16 protein-coding genes are annotated in these 17,271 nt (G+C 35.5%); 14 read left to right on the plus strand and 2 right to left on the minus strand.

Features of this window, described 5'->3' with window-relative positions; translation table 11 throughout:
• The first annotated feature begins 126 nt into the window (after positions 1–126).
• Together ACFFU9_RS12960 and ACFFU9_RS12965 are read left to right on the plus strand one after the other, a co-directional pair.
• Complete coding sequence (locus tag ACFFU9_RS12960) at positions 127–540, plus strand: 3D domain-containing protein (RefSeq protein ID WP_379861966.1); 414 nt, start codon at positions 127–129, stop codon at positions 538–540.
• Between the two features lie 147 nt (positions 541–687).
• On the plus strand, positions 688–1,362 hold the full coding sequence (locus tag ACFFU9_RS12965) for a hypothetical protein (protein WP_379861897.1): 675 nt from the start codon (positions 688–690) through the stop codon (positions 1,360–1,362).
• A gap of 153 nt (positions 1,363–1,515) precedes the next feature.
• On the opposite strand, the gene mgrA is transcribed toward ACFFU9_RS12965, so the two are convergent.
• A complete protein-coding gene (gene mgrA, locus ACFFU9_RS12970; protein ID WP_379861898.1) occupies positions 1,516–2,529 on the minus strand; it encodes an L-glyceraldehyde 3-phosphate reductase in 1,014 nt (337 codons plus the stop codon).
• Positions 2,530–2,764: 235 nt separating this feature from the next.
• On the opposite strand from mgrA, the gene ACFFU9_RS12975 reads away from it, so the two are divergent.
• The 10 genes from ACFFU9_RS12975 to ACFFU9_RS13020 all read left to right on the plus strand — a co-directional run bounded on the left by ACFFU9_RS12975 (position 2,765) and on the right by ACFFU9_RS13020 (position 12,785).
• Complete coding sequence (locus ACFFU9_RS12975) at positions 2,765–4,321, plus strand: DEAD/DEAH box helicase (protein ID WP_379861899.1); 1,557 nt, start codon at positions 2,765–2,767, stop codon at positions 4,319–4,321.
• Positions 4,322–4,480: 159 nt separating this feature from the next.
• Positions 4,481–4,933: a cold-shock protein gene (locus tag ACFFU9_RS12980; protein ID WP_379861900.1), complete on the plus strand. Its 453-nt coding sequence runs from the start codon at positions 4,481–4,483 to the stop codon at positions 4,931–4,933.
• Positions 4,934–4,970: 37 nt separating this feature from the next.
• Positions 4,971–5,816 (plus strand): DMT family transporter, encoded by an 846-nt coding sequence (locus ACFFU9_RS12985; protein ID WP_379861901.1) that lies wholly within the window; start codon positions 4,971–4,973, stop codon positions 5,814–5,816.
• 5 nt (positions 5,817–5,821) lie between these two features.
• Complete coding sequence (locus tag ACFFU9_RS12990) at positions 5,822–6,844, plus strand: MFS transporter (RefSeq protein ID WP_379861902.1); 1,023 nt, start codon at positions 5,822–5,824, stop codon at positions 6,842–6,844.
• Between the two features lie 535 nt (positions 6,845–7,379).
• A complete protein-coding gene (locus tag ACFFU9_RS12995; RefSeq protein ID WP_379861903.1) occupies positions 7,380–8,480 on the plus strand; it encodes a Re/Si-specific NAD(P)(+) transhydrogenase subunit alpha in 1,101 nt (366 codons plus the stop codon).
• Positions 8,481–8,490: 10 nt separating this feature from the next.
• Positions 8,491–8,799 (plus strand): NAD(P) transhydrogenase subunit alpha part 2, encoded by a 309-nt coding sequence (locus tag ACFFU9_RS13000; RefSeq protein WP_379861905.1) that lies wholly within the window; start codon positions 8,491–8,493, stop codon positions 8,797–8,799.
• Complete coding sequence (locus ACFFU9_RS13005; protein ID WP_379861906.1) at positions 8,799–10,175, plus strand: NAD(P)(+) transhydrogenase (Re/Si-specific) subunit beta; 1,377 nt, start codon at positions 8,799–8,801, stop codon at positions 10,173–10,175. The genes ACFFU9_RS13000 and ACFFU9_RS13005 overlap by 1 nt, the downstream gene beginning before the upstream one ends.
• A gap of 132 nt (positions 10,176–10,307) precedes the next feature.
• Positions 10,308–11,312 carry a glycosyltransferase family 9 protein gene (locus ACFFU9_RS13010; RefSeq protein ID WP_379861907.1) on the plus strand — a complete coding sequence of 335 codons (1,005 nt, stop codon included), beginning with the start codon at positions 10,308–10,310 and terminating at the stop codon, positions 11,310–11,312.
• A gap of 171 nt (positions 11,313–11,483) precedes the next feature.
• A complete protein-coding gene (locus tag ACFFU9_RS13015) occupies positions 11,484–12,032 on the plus strand; it encodes a DUF4251 domain-containing protein (protein WP_379861908.1) in 549 nt (182 codons plus the stop codon).
• A 129-nt stretch (positions 12,033–12,161) separates the two neighbouring features.
• Positions 12,162–12,785 (plus strand): dioxygenase family protein, encoded by a 624-nt coding sequence (locus tag ACFFU9_RS13020; protein ID WP_379861909.1) that lies wholly within the window; start codon positions 12,162–12,164, stop codon positions 12,783–12,785.
• Between the two features lie 173 nt (positions 12,786–12,958).
• Here ACFFU9_RS13020 and ACFFU9_RS13025 read toward each other — a convergent pair whose 3' ends face one another.
• Positions 12,959–14,353 (minus strand): NAD-dependent succinate-semialdehyde dehydrogenase, encoded by a 1,395-nt coding sequence (locus ACFFU9_RS13025; protein WP_379861910.1) that lies wholly within the window; start codon positions 14,351–14,353, stop codon positions 12,959–12,961.
• A 217-nt stretch (positions 14,354–14,570) separates the two neighbouring features.
• On the opposite strand from ACFFU9_RS13025, the gene ACFFU9_RS13030 reads away from it, so the two are divergent.
• Together ACFFU9_RS13030 and ACFFU9_RS13035 are read left to right on the plus strand one after the other, a co-directional pair.
• Positions 14,571–15,626, plus strand: a complete 1,056-nt coding sequence (locus ACFFU9_RS13030) for a Fe(3+) ABC transporter substrate-binding protein (protein WP_379861911.1) — start codon at positions 14,571–14,573, stop codon at positions 15,624–15,626.
• Positions 15,607–17,271 carry an ABC transporter permease gene (locus ACFFU9_RS13035; RefSeq protein WP_379861967.1) on the plus strand — a complete coding sequence of 555 codons (1,665 nt, stop codon included), beginning with the start codon at positions 15,607–15,609 and terminating at the stop codon, positions 17,269–17,271. Before ACFFU9_RS13030 ends, ACFFU9_RS13035 begins: the two co-directional genes overlap by 20 nt.

Consider the following 17,271-nt stretch of genomic DNA (forward strand, 5'->3'; position numbering starts at 1 on the left):
TATTTATTTGAGTTTTTTAGGTTTTTTAAAAAGATATTAAAAAGTTTATGGCCACTTTAATTAATGATAAGAGGCAGATTTAAAATATAAACAAAGCATTTGAAAGTTGTAATATTCATTTTAGCAATGCTCGCCATAAGCTGTAAAGACAGGGTGGAAGAGGAGTCGTATGTAAAGAAATATACCTGGCACCCTTTAAAAGTTACGGCTTCGGCGTATAATTCAACCAGTCGTCAAACCAACGGCAACCCAAACATCACCGCTTTTGGCGATAGCTTGAAACCAGGTATGAAATATATAGCGGTTTCCCGAGACCTTATCAGGAAGGGGCTTAAACACAATGTACCGGTAAAAATCCATGGTTTGGATGGGATTTATTTTGTTAAAGATAAAATGCATGCGCGCTGGAGCAACCGTATCGATATTTATATGGGCATAGACGTTAAGGCGGCAAGAAAATGGGGTAGAAGGAAAGTTAACATTCATTATGGGAGTATTAAAGAGCCCGATACCCTTGATGTTTCACGAAAAAAACAATAGACAATGGCTGTTCTGTGTAATGTGCTTGGTGGGCCTCACATAATTTATTGGAATGGTTATTGTGTTAAAGATCTCTGAAAAACAATAGTACTTTGCGTACCATTTAAGATAAAGAAATACCTTTGAAATTCTATAACCATTAAACTGATGAAACTTTTTAGTCTCCTTTTTCTCTTTTTTATGTTTGCCGTTTCTGCTCAAGCACAAATTGATAGTGATAGTAGGAAAAAATCTTTTACAATGCCTGTAATTGAGGATCCGGTAGAAACGCCTAGAACCATATCCGAAAAACCAAAAGCGCTTGAAGACTACAGTGGGTTTTCTGTGCCCAAGACTACTAGAGATTTAAGTTTGCCTGAAAAGGAGTTCAGCATGTTTCCGCAAGAACAATTTGGAAACCCTGGAGAGCTTTATACAAAACAACTTGATAAAAACATATCAGATTTAAAATTGTCGCCCAAGGAAGTAGAGCAAAGAAATGGAAGTACGACAGATCAATATTTTGGTGATTTTAAAAGTAAAGCGAAATTTATAAATGTGGTGTACCGAGACCACGGTTACGTGGATGGAGATATTATCCAGGTAAGGGTTAATGACGATGTGATACATCCTAGAGTGTTCTTAACCGGTAGTTTTAAAGGGTTTAAATTAGATTTAAAAAAGGGCTTTAATAAAATCGATTTTGTAGCATTAAACCAAGGGGAGTCTGGCCCCAATACAGCAGAATTTCGGGTTGTGGACGATACGGGACATGTGGTTTCCCATAATCAATGGAACCTAGCCACTGGTGTAAAAGCTACTATTATTATAGTTAAGGAATGATCCTTTTTATTTAATCAAAAGCCCCATATGAGATATGTGTCTATGTGTATAAATAGATAACACTAGAATAGCAGACTCCCATTATTTTAAAACTACTTTCAACAAATTAAAAAAACAATCACCCCACAGGTTTCAACAAGAAGATTGGTCGTTTTATGAAACTATTTCGTCTATCCGTTTCAACTCTTCAGCTGTAAAGTTTAAATGCTCTAATGCTTTTACGTTTTCTTTTAATTGGTTTGAAGAGCTTGCACCAATAAGAACAGAAGCAACTTGCGGTTGTCTTAAAATCCATGCCAATGCCATTTGTGATAATTTTTGTCCGCGTGCTTCTGCCAAAGCATTTAAACGTTGCACTTTTTCCATCATACTGTTTACGGTATCGGGATCTAAATAAGTTAAATCTTTTGCAGCTCTTGAGTTTTTAGGAATTCCTTTTAAATATTTATCGGTAAGCATACCTTGGGCCAAAGGAGAGAAGGCAATACAGCCCACTCCGTTTTGTTCTAAAGTATGGAGTAAATCTTTTTCAACCCAACGGTCGAACATGGAATATCGTGCTTGGTGTAAGATGAACGGCACATTCAAACGCTTTAAGATTTCCGAAGCTTTTTGGGCGTCTTCAGCTTGGTAATTGGAAATCCCCACATAGAGCGCTTTCCCTTGTCGGACTATATCGGCAAGTGCTCCCATAGTTTCTTCCAAGGGGGTATCTGGATCGGGGCGATGATGGTAAAAAATATCCACATAATCAAGGTCCATACGTTTTAGACTTTGATCTATACTGGCCATTAAATACTTTCTAGAGCCTAAATTCCCATACGGCCCGGGCCACATATCGTAACCCGCTTTAGACGCAATAAAAAGTTCATCTCTGTAGGGTTTGAAATCTGCTTTATAAAGCTGGCCGAAATTTTCTTCAGCAGAACCATAAGGAGGGCCGTAATTATTGGCCAGATCAAAATGGGTGATACCCAGATCAAAAGCAGTTCTTAAAATCTCTCTAGCGTTTTGAGTACTATCTACAAATCCAAAATTATGCCATAATCCCAGCGATAAAGCTGGTAATAGCACACCGCTTTTGCCGCAGCGTTTATAGGTCATGGTATCATAGCGTTTTGAATCGGCTAAATATGGTTTTGTCTGGGACTTGTCATTTATCTGCATAACGTAAAGAATCTCTATTAAATGTAAAAGTATTGTTTTATGATAGAAACCTCATAAAAAAAACAAAAAAACAACAACATGGCCTAATTATTACCAGAAGCACTTTCATTATTTCTAACAATTTAAAGGAGCATAATTATGACAAATAAAAAAATTATCCCATATTTCATTCCAATCATTCGTTAAAAACCTTTTAAAGGTGTTATTTTTGCACGTCAGAAAACTGAAAAAAACCATGGCTAAAATATCAACTCTAGAATTAGAGGAAAGAAACGAGGGTAAGAATTTATATAGCTATCAAAAAGGAGCTATCGACAAAATATTTAAACTTTTTGATGAAGCTCCGGATGATTACCATTTATTGTATCAATTACCAACAGGTGGTGGGAAAACAGTTATCTTTTCTGAAATGGTTCGTCAATATGTAAAGCACCACAAGAAAAAGGTTCTGGTTATGACGCATCGTATTGAGTTGTGCAGGCAAACCTCTGGAATGCTTACGGAGTTTGGTGTGATAAATAAGGTGGTAGATAGTAAAGCCGATTTGAGCGATCAAAATGATTATAGCTGTTTTGTCGCTATGGTGGAAACACTTAATAATAGATTGAATGATAATAAGCTTGATATTTCTGATATTGGTTTGGTTATTATTGATGAAGCCCATTACAATTCCTTTACCAAACTGTTCAAGTTTTTTAGCCAGTCTTTTATTTTAGGTGTTACCGCAACCCCTTTAAGTTCTAGCATGGAGCTCCCTATGACAGATAATTATGATGAACTGATTGTGGGCGAAACGATAGAGTCTTTAATTGAAAACGGGTTTTTAGCACGTGCCGAAATGTTTAGTTATAATGTAGGGTTAACGTCTTTGGTTGTAGGGGCTAATGGCGATTATACTGTAAAGTCTTCTGAAGATTTATATACCGATAACGACATGCTTTCGAAGTTGCTGCAAGCCTATGAAGAGCGTTCCAAAAATAAAAAAACACTTATTTTTAACAACGGGATCAACACCTCATTACATGTATACGATACGTTTAAAAGAGCAGGTTATCCTGTGGCACATCTAGACAATACCAATACAAAAAAGGAGCGTGCCATGATTTTAAAATGGTTCAAGAAAACGCCTGGTGCCATTTTAACTTCGGTAAGTATTTTAACTACTGGTTTTGATGAACCTTCTGTAGAAAGTATTATTTTAAACCGGGCAACCAAATCTCTAACGCTTTATTATCAAATGATTGGCCGTGGATCACGTGTTTTAAAAGACAAAAAAACGTTTACGGTTATCGATTTAGGTAATAACTTCCATCGTTTTGGAGCTTGGGGCGAAGATCTCGATTGGCAACGCATATTCAAATCGCCAAATTATTATTTAGATTCTATTTTAAGTGATGATGATTTAGAAAGCAATTTTAGATATGAGATGCCAGAGGAATTGCGTGCAGAATTCTCAAACTCTAAAGACGTTTATTTTGATATTCAAAAAACATATGTAGATTCTATCAAGAATGGGGAGTCTTCAAAAGTCGTTTTGGAGCGTTCTATAGAACAGCATGCCAAAATATGTATAGAAAATAGTGAAGATGTTTACGATGCGTTGGCATTGGCAAAAATGCTTGGCGATGATATCGATTTTAGGATCCAAAGGTATACGAAGTGCATTAGCAAGAGTACTTATAACTTTGTAGAATGGCTTAAAGGCGAATACCGAAAGAAATTAAATGCGTATTTAAGGTCGAATTTTGAAGAGGTGTTTGAAACGATTTACGGGTATGCTCCCAAAGATTAAGCGTTTAAAATATTAATTTAGCATTTCAATCTTAAAGCTTCCTAAAATAGCTTATCTTTGTATTTACAAATAAATCATTTAAAAGTTCATACCGTAATCGATTTTCCAAAAAATCGGTATGTGTTGTTAACTTCTTAAAAAAAACTGGTATTATAAACTATGGCAAAGTCTCAAGTTACATTTAATAAAATTGAAAAAGAAAAAAAGCGTTTAAAAAAGCGAGATGAAAAACAAAAGAAAAAAGATGCTCGCAAAGCAGAAGCAAAAGATAACCCACAGGGAATCCAATTTGCCTACGTTGATTTTAACGGTAACTTAACAGATACGCCACCAGACCCAAACATGAAAGTTAAAGTGGAGGCCGAAAGTATAGAGATAGGTATTCCCAAGAAAGAAGATAGAGAGGAAGTAGAACCTGTTGCAAAAGAGGGTAAAGTTTCTTTTTTCGATCACTCTAAAGGATTTGGTTTTATTATTGATAGTATTAATCAAGAAAAGTATTTTGTACACGTAAGTGGCGTTCTTGAAGAAATCAATGAAAATGATAAGGTTACCTATGAACTGGAACGTGGACAAAAAGGCATGAATGCTGTTCGTGTTAAAAAAATATAGTACTTCTTTTTGAATGAACACACAATCTTTTTAATTCTTGGACATTAGAAAAGCAGTCCTTTTCATGCTTGTAAGTACCTTTTCACTTGCATGTATGAATGCTAGCGTAAAATATTTAACAAACATTAGTGCCTACCAAATTGTTTTTTTCAGATCGGTAGGCTCTTTGTTTTTTACATTTGGTTTTCTTTTTAAAAACAAAATTTCTATTTTAGGTAACAATAAAAAATTGCTTATCTTAAGAGGATTAGTAGGCGTTACTTCTATGACCCTCTTTTTTATGTCTACAAAATACCTTCCTATTGGAACGGCAGTTTCTCTTCGCTATTTATCGCCCATTTTTGCGGCTATTTTTGCAGTATATTTTTTAAAAGATCGCATTAAGCATGTACAATGGCTGTTTTTTTTAATGGCATTTGTAGGGGTCTTGGTTTTAAAAGGGTTGGATACGCAGGTAAACGGTTATGGATTAATTCTTATTCTTATTTCAGGAGTCTTTAATGGCTTGGTGTATGTTGTTATTAGTAAAATAGGAAAAAGCGAACACCCGGTAGTTATTGTCAATTATTTTATGGTTATCGCCACATTAGTAGGCGGTGTACTGTCTATTGGCAATTGGGTAACTCCAGAAGGATGGGAATGGGTTACGTTGTTCAGTTTAGGGATATTTGGTTATGTAGGACAGGTCTATATGACAAAGGCTTTTCAAATAGCACGAACCACCCAAGTGGCACCTTTAAGCTATTTTGAGGTTATTTTTACAGTGTTATTTGGGCTCTTTATATTCAATGAGCTTTATACACTTTGGAGTGTGTTGGGAATTGCTATAATTATTTGCGCACTGTTGTTAAACAATATTTATAAAAACAAAAGTAATCCTTAAAAAGAATGGGCAATCCGAATAGGTTTTCTATTGTAGATCCAAAGAAATCACCAATATTTTACGGTTATATTATATTGTTTGTTGGAAGTATCGGCGTGTTAGCCAGTGTTCCTGGACAAACGGTTGGTGTCTCTGTGTTTACAGACCCTGTAAAAGATGCTTTAAACCTTACACGAAACCAGTTTAGTAATGCCTATATGCTCGGAACACTTCTGAGTTCTTTTTTTGTGAGCAAGGCTGGGATTTGGTTTGATCGTTACGGGGCGCGCTATGTTGCTTTCTTTGCGACCTTATTGTTGGGTTTTTCATTGTTATTATGCTCCGTTTCAGTTACAATTAGTCAAACCGTTTCTGCACTTTTAAATACAGACAGTTGGTTGGTGCCCTTTAGTGTTATTAGCCTGTTGTTTTTTTTAATACGATTTAGTGGACAAGGTGTGCTCACGATGTCTTCTCGAAATATGATCATGCTGTGGTTTAATAAAAATCGAGGTAAAGTCAATTCTATTAGCAGTATCGGAGTATCGTTAGGCTTTTCATCATCACCTATTTTAATGAATAAATTAATAGACGATAATGGATGGGAGCTTAGTTGGCAATTGTTGGCTGTGTGCTTATTTATTTTTAGCATTTGTATTCTTCAATTATACCGTCATAAACCAGAAGATTTCGGATTAAAACCGGACGGGTTTAGTGCTAAAAAAGAGCAAGAACGTATAGATAGGGTAGAACAGCACTTTACTTTAGAAGAGGCAAAAAAAACAAGGGCCTTTTGGGTAATTGCTCTTGTTTTAGCCTTTAATAGTTTTTTTATTACGGGATTTACCTTTCATATAGTTTCAATATTTGGAAGTCAAGATTATACAAAATCACAAGCCATTGCTGTGTTCTTGCCTATTTCTGTTATTGCTATATCGGTATCCACGTTATGTAATATTTTAAGTGACTATATCAATCATAAAATTTATATCCTAATTATGATTTTGAGTGGATTTATAGCATCTGTCGGATTGTTGTTACTTTCATAACCTTGGGGTATATACCTTTTAATTTCTGGGTTGGGGCTTTTAGGTGGCTTGTTTTCTGTTGTAAATGCAGTTACGTGGCCACGGTATTATGGGCGAAAATATTTAGGATCTATAACGGGTAAAGCGATGAGTTTTTTAGTTATTGCCAGTGCTATAGCACCAAGTCTTTTTAGTTATTGTTTTACTACTTTTGGCTCTTACAGTTATATTAGCTATATAACTTTGGTTTTTTTACTAGTCTTGATTATTGCTTTTATAAAAGTGCGAAATCCTCAGTAACACCTTTCTCTAGTTTCAGTATCCTTCTCATACAAAACCGCTGGGCTCATTGCAATATATTTTTTTGTAAACGAAATCGTATTTTTTTAAAAAATTATAAGGCAATGCCAACTTAAGAAAATGGCAATAGCCTTAAAAAAGGTGTTTTTTTTCAATGATTGCGAAAGAATGATAAACAATTCGTAAAAGTTTCCGATGAAATGTGCATTTTAGTTCGTTTTAGCTATATTTGCCGACTTAAAATATCAACAAAAAAATGAAAATAGGTATACTTAAAGAAACTCAAAAAGGAGAAAGACGGGTTTCAATATCGCCGAATATAGCTAAGCAATTAATCGCCAAGGGTTTTGAAATCTTTGTTGAAGAAGATGCTGGTTTAAAATCATCATATAAGAACTCCGATTATGCTGATGTTGGTGTGCAAGTTGAAAAAAGAGGTGTTCTTTATAAAGAGGCACAGGTACTTTTAAAAATCAACCCTTTTGATGAAGATGATCTGAAACTAGTGGATAAAGGACAAATTTTAATAAGTCAATTATACCACAAATCAAATGCTGAGTTAATTCAAGCTATTGCAGCTAAAGGTGCTACAGCATTCTCGTTAGACGCTATGCCTCGAATATCTAGAGCTCAGGATATGGACGTATTGAGTTCGCAAAATAACTTAGCAGGCTACAAAGCTGTTATTTTGGGGGCATATGAAATGACTAAAATTTTCCCATTAATGATGACGGCAGCAGGTACGATTACACCTTCTAAAGTGTTGATCTATGGTGTTGGTGTTGCTGGTTTACAAGCCATTGCTACGGCAAAACGTTTAGGTGCTGTGGTAGAAGCTACAGATATCCGTACAGAAACTAAAGAACAAGCTCAGTCATTAGGAGCTAAGTTTATTTCTGTAGATAATGAAGGGGAAGCCTCTGAAGGCGGTTATGCTAAAGAAGCTTCAGATGAATACAAACGTAAGCAGAAAGAAGCTGTTGATAAATCCCTCTTTCAAGCAGATTTAGTAATTACTACAGCGAACGTTCCAGGAAGAAAAGCACCGGTTCTAATTACAGAAGAGCAAGTTTTACAAATGAAAAATGGCGCTGTTATTATCGATTTAGCAGCTGCGCAAGGTGGAAACTGTGAAGTTAGTAAAATGAACGAAACCGTTATTTTAAATGGTGTAAAAGTTATAGGGACCACTATAGCTCCTGAAAGTGTTTCGACCAATGCGAGCGAATTGTTTGCGAAAAACATTTACAACTTCCTGATGCATCTAATAAAAGATAACGCCTTTAAATGGGATCTTGAGGAAGAAATCACAAATGAGACGTTAATTGTTAAAGAAGGTGAAATTAGACAAAAATAAATAAATCATTATGAATCAATTGATAGAATTTATCCGAGATAATATCCAAATCACATATATTTTAATACTTGCAACTTTTGTGGGTATTGAAGTTATTAAAAGTATCCCTGCAGTTTTACATACGCCATTAATGTCTGGTGCTAATGCCTTGAGTGGTGTGGTAATTGTAGGAGCCATATTGGTGATGTTACATGCAGACCCTAATGATTATTTAGCCTTAGCGCTTGGTTTTTTAGCGGTGGTATTAGGAATCTTAAATGTGGTAGGTGGTTTTGCCGTAACCCACAGAATGTTACAAATGTTTAAAAAGAAAAAATAATGAGTATATTATTAAGTGTTATATATCTTATCGCCACAGTAACTTTTATTGTAGGTTTAAATAAACTTGGGCACCCAGAAACAGCTAAAAAAGGAAACTTGATTTCGGCTGCGGGTATGGGACTTGCTATTGTTGGAACTATTTTTGTCCATGAGATAGAAGTACCCACTATCATCTATATATTAATAGGTGTTGCCATACTTATAGGATCCATTATAGGATGGCTTATTGCTGTTAAAGTAGAAATGACAAAGATGCCAGAATTGGTGTCTTTATTCAATGGTTTTGGTGGCGCTAGTGCTACCTTGATTGGTTTGGTGGAATTTAGTAAAAATACTGGAGACACCATGCAAGCCACGACTATAATTTCTGGTGTTGTTATTGGAGCTATTACTTTTTCTGGAAGTTTAATTGCTTGGGGAAAACTTAACGGTTCTTTAAAGAGTGTTGTTAAAATACCGCAATACAATATAGTAAATAACTTAGTACTTATTGCTATTATCCTATTTGCTGTATATATGGTTGCCGTTGGTGCTAATCCCTTATTCATTTATGCGTTATTAGCAGCCGGATTGGTTTATGGAGTTCTTTTTGTATTGCCTATTGGTGGTGCCGATATGCCTGTTGTTATTTCTTTACTAAACTCTTTAACAGGTATTGCTGCAGCTATTACGGGTGTTTTATACGATAATATGGTTATGCTTGTTGGTGGTATCCTGGTAGGTTCTGCTGGTATTATTTTAACTGTTGCTATGTGTAAAGCGATGAATAGAACATTACTTTCTGTTATTTTTGGATCCTTTACGGCTTCTAACGCTGTTGCTGGTGCCAATAAAACATTAGGTTCTATTAAAAGCACGAATGCTAGTGATGCTGCCATTATGATGAATTATGCCACAAATGTTATTATAGTTCCTGGGTATGGCTTGGCTGTTGCGCAAGCGCAGCATGTAATCCATGAACTGGAAGAGATTTTAACTAAAAAAGGTGTTAGCGTTAAATATGCGATACATCCAGTAGCAGGACGTATGCCGGGCCATATGAATGTATTGTTGGCAGAGTCTAACGTCGATTATGGTCTTTTAGTAGAAATGGACGATATTAACCCGCAATTTAATAATGCCGATGTGGTATTAGTTGTTGGTGCAAATGACGTGGTAAACCCTGCGGCACATAACGACCCTTCAAGTCCTATTTACGGCATGCCTATTTTAGATGTGGAAAATGCAAAACATATTGTAGTCAATAAACGTAGTATGAATGCAGGTTATGCTGGCATAGAGAACGAATTGTTTTACAATTCTAAAACCTCCATGCTTTTTGGAGATGCTAAAGCTGCATTGACCCAACTGGTAACAGAATTGAAAAATATGTAGAGAAAACGTATCAAAATACCGATTTTTATTAAAACTATCGGTATTTTTGGATATTCAGGTCACTTATGATTTGTGAAGCGACACTTCTTTATGAATTTTTCATTACAAATCAATAAACTACGACGTAAAGTCATGAGGATACTGACCAAGAATATTGGCAGTTCTCAAAACACTTCAAAATCTGATTTAAAGCACTTGTCTGATATTAAAAAGGTGCTTGTTTGCAGACCCAATCAGCGATTGGGAAACCAATTGTTATTGACGCCCTTAATTCAAGAGCTCATCAATACGTTTCCCAATTGCAAAATTGATTTATTTGTTAAAGGTGGTGTAGCGCATCCCATTTTTAAAAATTACGAGCAAGTAGACACCATCATCGTACTTCCTAGAAAACCGTTCAGCCATTTATTAGATTATGGATGGCGCTGGTTCAAAATAAAAAATAAGCATTACGATTTAGTGGTTAATGGTGATAAAAACTCTTCTTCAGGGCGCTTATCTACCGAATGTGCCCATGCTACCCATAAAGTTTTTGGAGATGTAATTGAAGAAGTTCGAAACACCTATTCAGATCATGCTCATATCTCTAAATATCCCATTTATAACCTTCGTTATTATTTAGCACAATTAGGATTTCCCAATCCTTCTCGAGAAGTTCCTGTTTTAGATATTAAATTAAGTGTTTCTGAAATTGCCGAAGGCAAGAAGATATTGGAACGCATCGTTAAAACAGATAAAAAAATCATCTGTATCTATACTAATGCTACCGGAAACAAATGCTATTCCGAAACGTGGTGGCATGCTCTATACAACAGATTAAAGATAGAATATCCAGATTGTTATATCATCGAGATGTTACCCATCGAAAATATTTCAAAAATTAATTTTAAAGCGCCCCATTTTTATAGCGAAGACATTCGGCAAATGGCAAGCGTTATCCGAAATACAGCTGTTTTTATATCTGCCGATAATGGTGTTATGCATTTGGCAAGTGCCTCTTTAACACCTACAGTTGGATTTTTTAGCACAACCAATCCTGATATTTATAAGCCTTACGGCAATGGTAGTATTGCTATACATACAGCTCAAACAAATATGGACGAGTGGATTCGTGAAATAGATAGCATTATTAAATAGTTGCTAATTTTTTCATAAAATACCTTTATATTAAAAAAGTGTAGGCAAATCCTTTTTTTAAACCGTAAATCTCATTCTTATTTTAAAATATCAATTTAGAATTTAACACGTATTAGGGACTTTAATTCATAGTTATTTCATACTTTAAATTGGATTTTAAATTATATGAAGATGAAAGTTTTTTATTATGTTTCTTTTCTGATAGTGTTGACCTCCTTATCCTGTCAATCCTCAAAATCGAATTTTACAGATATGCAAATCCAAAATTTGGAGACTTTGGTAGCGGGCAGGCATTTCAAAATTGAATCTGATAGGGCGTACCCTCAAAGTTCATATGCCATGCAACAGGTTCTTAATTCTGGAATTATGCAGCCCGGTAGTTCGTCTGGCACGATAAATTTAATAGGAAATTCAAATTTTCTTAAGGTTTCAGGAGATAGCATTAGCTCTTATTTGCCTTATTTTGGCGAACGTCAAATGCAAGTGGCTTATGGGGGAGGCGATGCTACAATTCAACTGAATGGTTTAGTAAGAAACTATCAAGTTAAAAAGAATGAAAAGCATGGTGGCTACACCATTTCATTTGAAGCCGACAGCCATGCAGAACGCTTTAGAGTAGTATTAGAGCTTTTTCCCAATTTAAAAAGTGAAATACGTTTAAGTGGTGCTTCCAGACATGCTATATCATATTCAGGCCAATTAAGCTCTGTTAAAGAATAAATAATAGGAAATATCGCCCGTTAATTATTGCCTTTTGTCTATTCAACGAAAATACGGTGTTCCAATCGATTTTTTTGTTTAAAATGCTTTGTAGTGTGTTAGTTTTGAGAGAATTAAAATCCTCTCACCATGAAACGTTTATTAAGCCTTTTAAGTATTATATGTGTTTTCAGCTATTCAGGTTTAGTGTATGCTCAAGATATTGCGGCGCATATAGAAGATGGAGCTGCTAATTTTAAAAAGCGTAGCCCTATATATGATTATTCAGAAGAAAAACTAAACAATATAGATACTATACCCGATTTTGCTTCAAAATCAAATAAACTTAAAATTACAGGAACTATCTTTGAAAGTGATGGCGTTACTCCAGCAAAAAACGTGTTGCTTTTTATCCATCAAACTAATGAAAACGGAGATTTCGAATTAAAACGGTATAATAAAAAACGGTATGTGCACCACAGGGGATGGATCAGAACCGATGCCGATGGTCGTTACACGTTTTACACATTTGTGCCCGGTAGTTACATTTATGGTAGAGAACCACTACAAATCCTTCCTATTATTAAAGAACCTAGTAAGCCCGAGTATGAAATTGAGTCTTTTCTTTTTGATAACGACCCGCTTTTAACAGCTTCTTGCAGAACGCGAGTAGAACAAACCAACCCTAACCGAATCCTTAAACTCGATAAAAAGGAAGGTTTGTTTGTTGCAGAGCGTGATATCGTTTTAAGTGCCGAACCGCCTCAGTTTTAAAAAAATAAATATTTTAGGATTAAAACAAAAGTGTTCTGTTAAATCAAGCCTACTAATTGCTAACACTTAATACATGGTATGGAGCTAAATTAAGCCTTGTTTAGATACGTAAGTGTAATTAGTTACAAACTACTTTCCTAGCATGAAAAGACATCTTTAAAACGCTTAAATTATTATTCACCCACGAGTATAGATTTTATATTTACAAATTCCTTCATACCAAACCCTCCATGTTCTCTTCCATAGCCAGAATCTTTAACGCCTCCAAAAGGCATGGTGGGTTCTGCTAATCCAAATGTATTTATAAAAACCATACCAGTATCAAAATACTTTTCTGCGAGCGCTATAGCATGTACCGTGTTTTTAGAAAAAATGCCACCGCCAAGTCCAAAGCGGCTGTCGTTCGCTATGCGCATGGCATCTTCATCATCTTTAGCTTTTATTAAAGAAGCGACGGGTCCAAAAAGTTCTTCTTCATAAGCAGGTTGTCCAGGTTTAACATTATCTAAAACAGTGGCTGGATAGTAGTAGCCGTTGCCATCGGGAAGTTGGCCTCCACACAAAATACGAGCCCCTTTTTCTACACTTTTAATTACTTGATCATGTAGTTTATCGCGTAAATCTTGTCTCGCCATAGGGCCTAATTCGGTATCTTCTTTTTTAGGATCCCCTAATTTTAAATTAGACATGGCTTTTACAAAGCCTTCCTTAAAAGCATCGTAAATGGGAGCTGCTACAATAAAGCGTTTTGCGGCAATGCAGGTTTCCCCATTGTTATAAATGCGCCCTTTTACACATTTTTCAATGGCGAGTTCCAAATCTGCATCTTCTAAAACGAGATAAGCATCATTACTTCCCAGTTCCAAAACTGTTTTCTTAAGAGCATTTCCGGCTTTTACCCCTACTTTTTTACCAGCAATAGCACTACCAGTTAAGGTAACGCCACGTACCAACTTGTGCTCTATAAGTGTGTCAGATTGATCGTGATCAATAATAAGCACATTAAAGAGACCATCTGGCAGCCCTGCAGTTTCAAAAATTGAAGCCAATAATTGAGCACTGCCTGTAACATTTGAGGCATGTTTTAGTAAAATACTATTTCCTGCCATTAAATTGGTGATAGCAAAACGAATTACTTGATATGCAGGGTAATTCCAAGGTTGAATGCCGTAAATAATTCCAATAGGCGAATACGTTATAAGGCCTCGATTACCATTGCTCAGTTTACGTTCTTCATTCTTCAAAACTTTAGCGGCTTCTGTAGCTGCATAATCGCAGATACCGGTACATAAATCGATTTCCTGATGGCTTTGTGTTAGAAGTTTCCCCATTTCATCGGTCATTAATGCTGCAAGTTCAGATTTTTGATTTTGAAGTTCTCGACCAATAGCTTTAATTATTGATCCCCGTTCATCAAAAGAAACACTACGCCAGTTTAAGTATGCTTTTTGTGCTTTTTCCACAACAGACTCAATAGTTTTATCTGTCATGTAGTTATAAGACGAAAGCGTTTTGCCTGAAGTGGGATTAATGGTTTTAAATGTATGTTTATTTGTGCTGGTTTCCATAAGTTCTATATTTTATCATTTAAAGATACTATACGTATTAGGGGATGTATTGCTGATTCACGTTGTTTATTAACTCAAATAAAAAAACAAGATTTGTTGGTTCTAAAAAATTTATAAGCGTTAGGGGGCTTTTATTGATTATAAAGTAATTTATATCTACTTCGCTATTTGTATTCATTCTAAATTGTTATATTTGTCCTTTATAAAAAAAGAGGATATGAAAAAAATAATAATAGGCGTAGCAACCATTTTTTTATTTGCTGCCTGTAAAAACAATAGTGATAAAAAAGATAATTTAACCACAGAAGACACAACAAAAGATCAGGTTGTAAATGTATATACCCATCGTCATTATGAGCCAGATCAGGATATTTTTAAAATGTTTGAAGAGAAAACAGGCATTAAAGTAAAAGTAATCAACGCTAGTGCAGACGAGTTGATTCAGAAAATGCAAATGGAGGGAAAACAGTCGCCTGCTGATGTGTTGATTACTGTAGATGCAGGAAGATTAAGTCGTGCTAAAGATCAAGGATTATTACAGTCTATTGAGTCTGATATTTTAGAAAATGCAATTCCTGCACATTTACAAGATGTCGATAACCAATGGTTTGGTTTAACGAAACGTGCACGGATTATAGCTTATGCTAAAGATAGGGTTACACCAGAAGACTTATCTACTTATGAGGATTTAGTTGCCGATAAATGGAAAGGAAAAATATTGGTAAGATCGTCTTCCAATATTTACAACCAGTCCTTAATGGCTTCTATTATAGCAAATAATGGAGAGGATACAGCAAAGCGATGGGCTGAAGGTATTGTGGCAAATATGGCACGCGCACCAAAAGGCTCGGATAGAGATCAAGTAAAAGCTGTAGTGGCTGGAGAGGGTGATTTGGCGATTGTAAACTCCTATTATATCGGTAAAATGTTAAATTCACCTGATGCTGAAGAAGTAAAAACTGCAAAAAAAATAGGCTTGTTTTTTCCTAACCAAGAGGATAGAGGCACACATATAAATGTAAGTGGTGCCGGCGTTGCTAAATATGCCCCCAACAAAGCAAATGCTATTTTATTTATTGAGTACTTAATTAGTGAAGATGCCCAACAGGTATTTACCAATGCGAATTATGAATACCCTATTCTAGACCGTGTGGAACCGGTTCAAGATATTAAAGATTGGGGCGATTTTAAGGAAGATACTTTAGGTTTAAATAAGTTAGGAGAAAATAATAAAAAAGCAGTTTTGATTTTTGATGAAGCAGGTTGGAAATAAAAACACGGCGTTTTCTTTAAAAACGAGGTTAAAAAGACTTAAAAGAGATAGTAACCGATGGTCAGTTTTTACACTGGCCATTGTTTTTTTCTTGGCCTTGCCCATTGTGTTTATTGGTGTAGAGTTGTTTTCTGGCCCTGGAGAAACATGGCAACATATTGTAACCTACTTATTGCCCGATTACATTTGGAACTCCTTGTATTTGGTCTTCTTCTGTAGTATTCTTGTTTTGGTTTTTGGAGTCTCTGCGGCGTGGTTTGTGTCACGCTTCGATTTTATGTTTCGCAAACAAATGGAATGGCTTTTAATCCTTCCGCTAGCTATCCCATCTTATATTGTTGGGTACGCCTATGCTGGTATTTTCGATTATGGGGGCAGTATGGATTTAATATTCCGACACCTAAATTTAGACTTTATCCGTATTGATATCATGAATCGGGCAGGCCTTGCTTTCGTGTTGAGCATTTCTCTGTTTCCTTATGTTTATGTAAGTGCTAGAGCGTTCTTTCTTAATCAAGCTAACAACCTCTTAGAAGCTTCTAAAATGTTAGGTGTTAGCGAACGTAAAACCTTTTTTAAACTTATGTTGCCCCTTGCTAGACCAGCTATTGTTGCGGGTTGGGTTTTGGTAATTATGGAAGTTCTTAACGACTATGGGGCAGCAAAATATTATGGTGTAAATACATTTACAACTGGTATTTTTAGGTCTTGGTTTTCTCTTGAAGAGCCCCAAACAGCAGTGTATTTATCGGCTTTGTTAATTCTTATTATTTTCGCATTGATTCTTTTTGAAAAATGGCAAGTAAGAAAGCTGAAGTTTAGTTCTTCCAAAACTAATAGTACACAAATTCAACGAAAAACACCAAAAGCATCGATAAAATGGCTCATTTTTTTGGTAGTAGGCTTCCCTATATTTTTAGGATTTATGTTACCTGTAGCGCAATTGGTGTACTGGGCCGTACTAACAGCGTCAACTGTGTTTGATATGCAGTTTCTCATGTTGTCGTTACAGAGTTTTGGGATTGCCATTAGTGCTGCTGTTATTACAGTTTTCTTTGCACTTTTATTAATTTACTTTTCAAAATGGAGCACATTAAACGCTATTAAAAATATTGCAAGAGTTGGCGTTTTAGGCTATGCTATTCCCGGTGCCGTGATTGCCATTGGTATTATGATTCCCACTTTAGCATTAGATAAATGGTTTATTAAGATGCTTGGTCATTTTGGAATCGATTCTGGTTTTATTATTCACGGCACCTTAATCGCTTTATTTTACGCCTATGCCGTTCGTTTCTTGGCTGTTGCTTACAATCCTATCGATTCTACAGCATTAAAAGTAGATAATGCTATACCAGATTCCTCTAAAGTTTTAGGGGTTGGAAATTTAAAAACCTTTTTTAAAATTGAGTTTCCGTTGATTAAAACTGGGGTGTTTAGTGCTGTTATTTTGGTTTTTATCGATGTGATGAAAGAATTACCTTTAACTCTCATTTTAAAACCGTATCACATTGATACCTTAGCAGTAAAAGCTTTTGAATATGCTAGTGATGAAATGGTTATGGAAGCATCCATCCCATCTCTTTTTATTATCTTTACAGCTATGGTCCCCGTAATTTTTTTAAATAAATTATTGATTAAAAAATAA

Origin of the sequence: Mariniflexile ostreae (assembly GCF_042427585.1) — a bacterium.
GTDB lineage: Bacteria > Bacteroidota > Bacteroidia > Flavobacteriales > Flavobacteriaceae > Pseudalgibacter > Pseudalgibacter ostreae.

Bases quoted from the DNA above. Each gene is read 5' to 3' on its own strand.
- ACFFU9_RS12960 (WP_379861966.1), top strand. From the start codon at position 127: ATGCTCGCCATAAGCTGTAAAGACAGGGTGGAAGAGGAGTCGTATGTA.
- ACFFU9_RS12965 (WP_379861897.1), top strand. From the start codon at position 688: ATGAAACTTTTTAGTCTCCTTTTTCTCTTTTTTATGTTTGCCGTTTCT.
- mgrA (WP_379861898.1), bottom strand. From the start codon at position 2,529: ATGCAGATAAATGACAAGTCCCAGACAAAACCATATTTAGCCGATTCA.
- ACFFU9_RS12975 (WP_379861899.1), top strand. From the start codon at position 2,765: ATGGCTAAAATATCAACTCTAGAATTAGAGGAAAGAAACGAGGGTAAG.
- ACFFU9_RS12980 (WP_379861900.1), top strand. From the start codon at position 4,481: ATGGCAAAGTCTCAAGTTACATTTAATAAAATTGAAAAAGAAAAAAAG.
- ACFFU9_RS12990 (WP_379861902.1), top strand. From the start codon at position 5,822: ATGGGCAATCCGAATAGGTTTTCTATTGTAGATCCAAAGAAATCACCA.
- ACFFU9_RS12995 (WP_379861903.1), top strand. From the start codon at position 7,380: ATGAAAATAGGTATACTTAAAGAAACTCAAAAAGGAGAAAGACGGGTT.
- ACFFU9_RS13000 (WP_379861905.1), top strand. From the start codon at position 8,491: ATGAATCAATTGATAGAATTTATCCGAGATAATATCCAAATCACATAT.
- ACFFU9_RS13005 (WP_379861906.1), top strand. From the start codon at position 8,799: ATGAGTATATTATTAAGTGTTATATATCTTATCGCCACAGTAACTTTT.
- ACFFU9_RS13010 (WP_379861907.1), top strand. From the start codon at position 10,308: ATGAGGATACTGACCAAGAATATTGGCAGTTCTCAAAACACTTCAAAA.
- ACFFU9_RS13015 (WP_379861908.1), top strand. From the start codon at position 11,484: ATGAAAGTTTTTTATTATGTTTCTTTTCTGATAGTGTTGACCTCCTTA.
- ACFFU9_RS13020 (WP_379861909.1), top strand. From the start codon at position 12,162: ATGAAACGTTTATTAAGCCTTTTAAGTATTATATGTGTTTTCAGCTAT.
- ACFFU9_RS13025 (WP_379861910.1), bottom strand. From the start codon at position 14,353: ATGGAAACCAGCACAAATAAACATACATTTAAAACCATTAATCCCACT.
- ACFFU9_RS13030 (WP_379861911.1), top strand. From the start codon at position 14,571: ATGAAAAAAATAATAATAGGCGTAGCAACCATTTTTTTATTTGCTGCC.
- ACFFU9_RS13035 (WP_379861967.1), top strand. From the start codon at position 15,607: ATGAAGCAGGTTGGAAATAAAAACACGGCGTTTTCTTTAAAAACGAGG.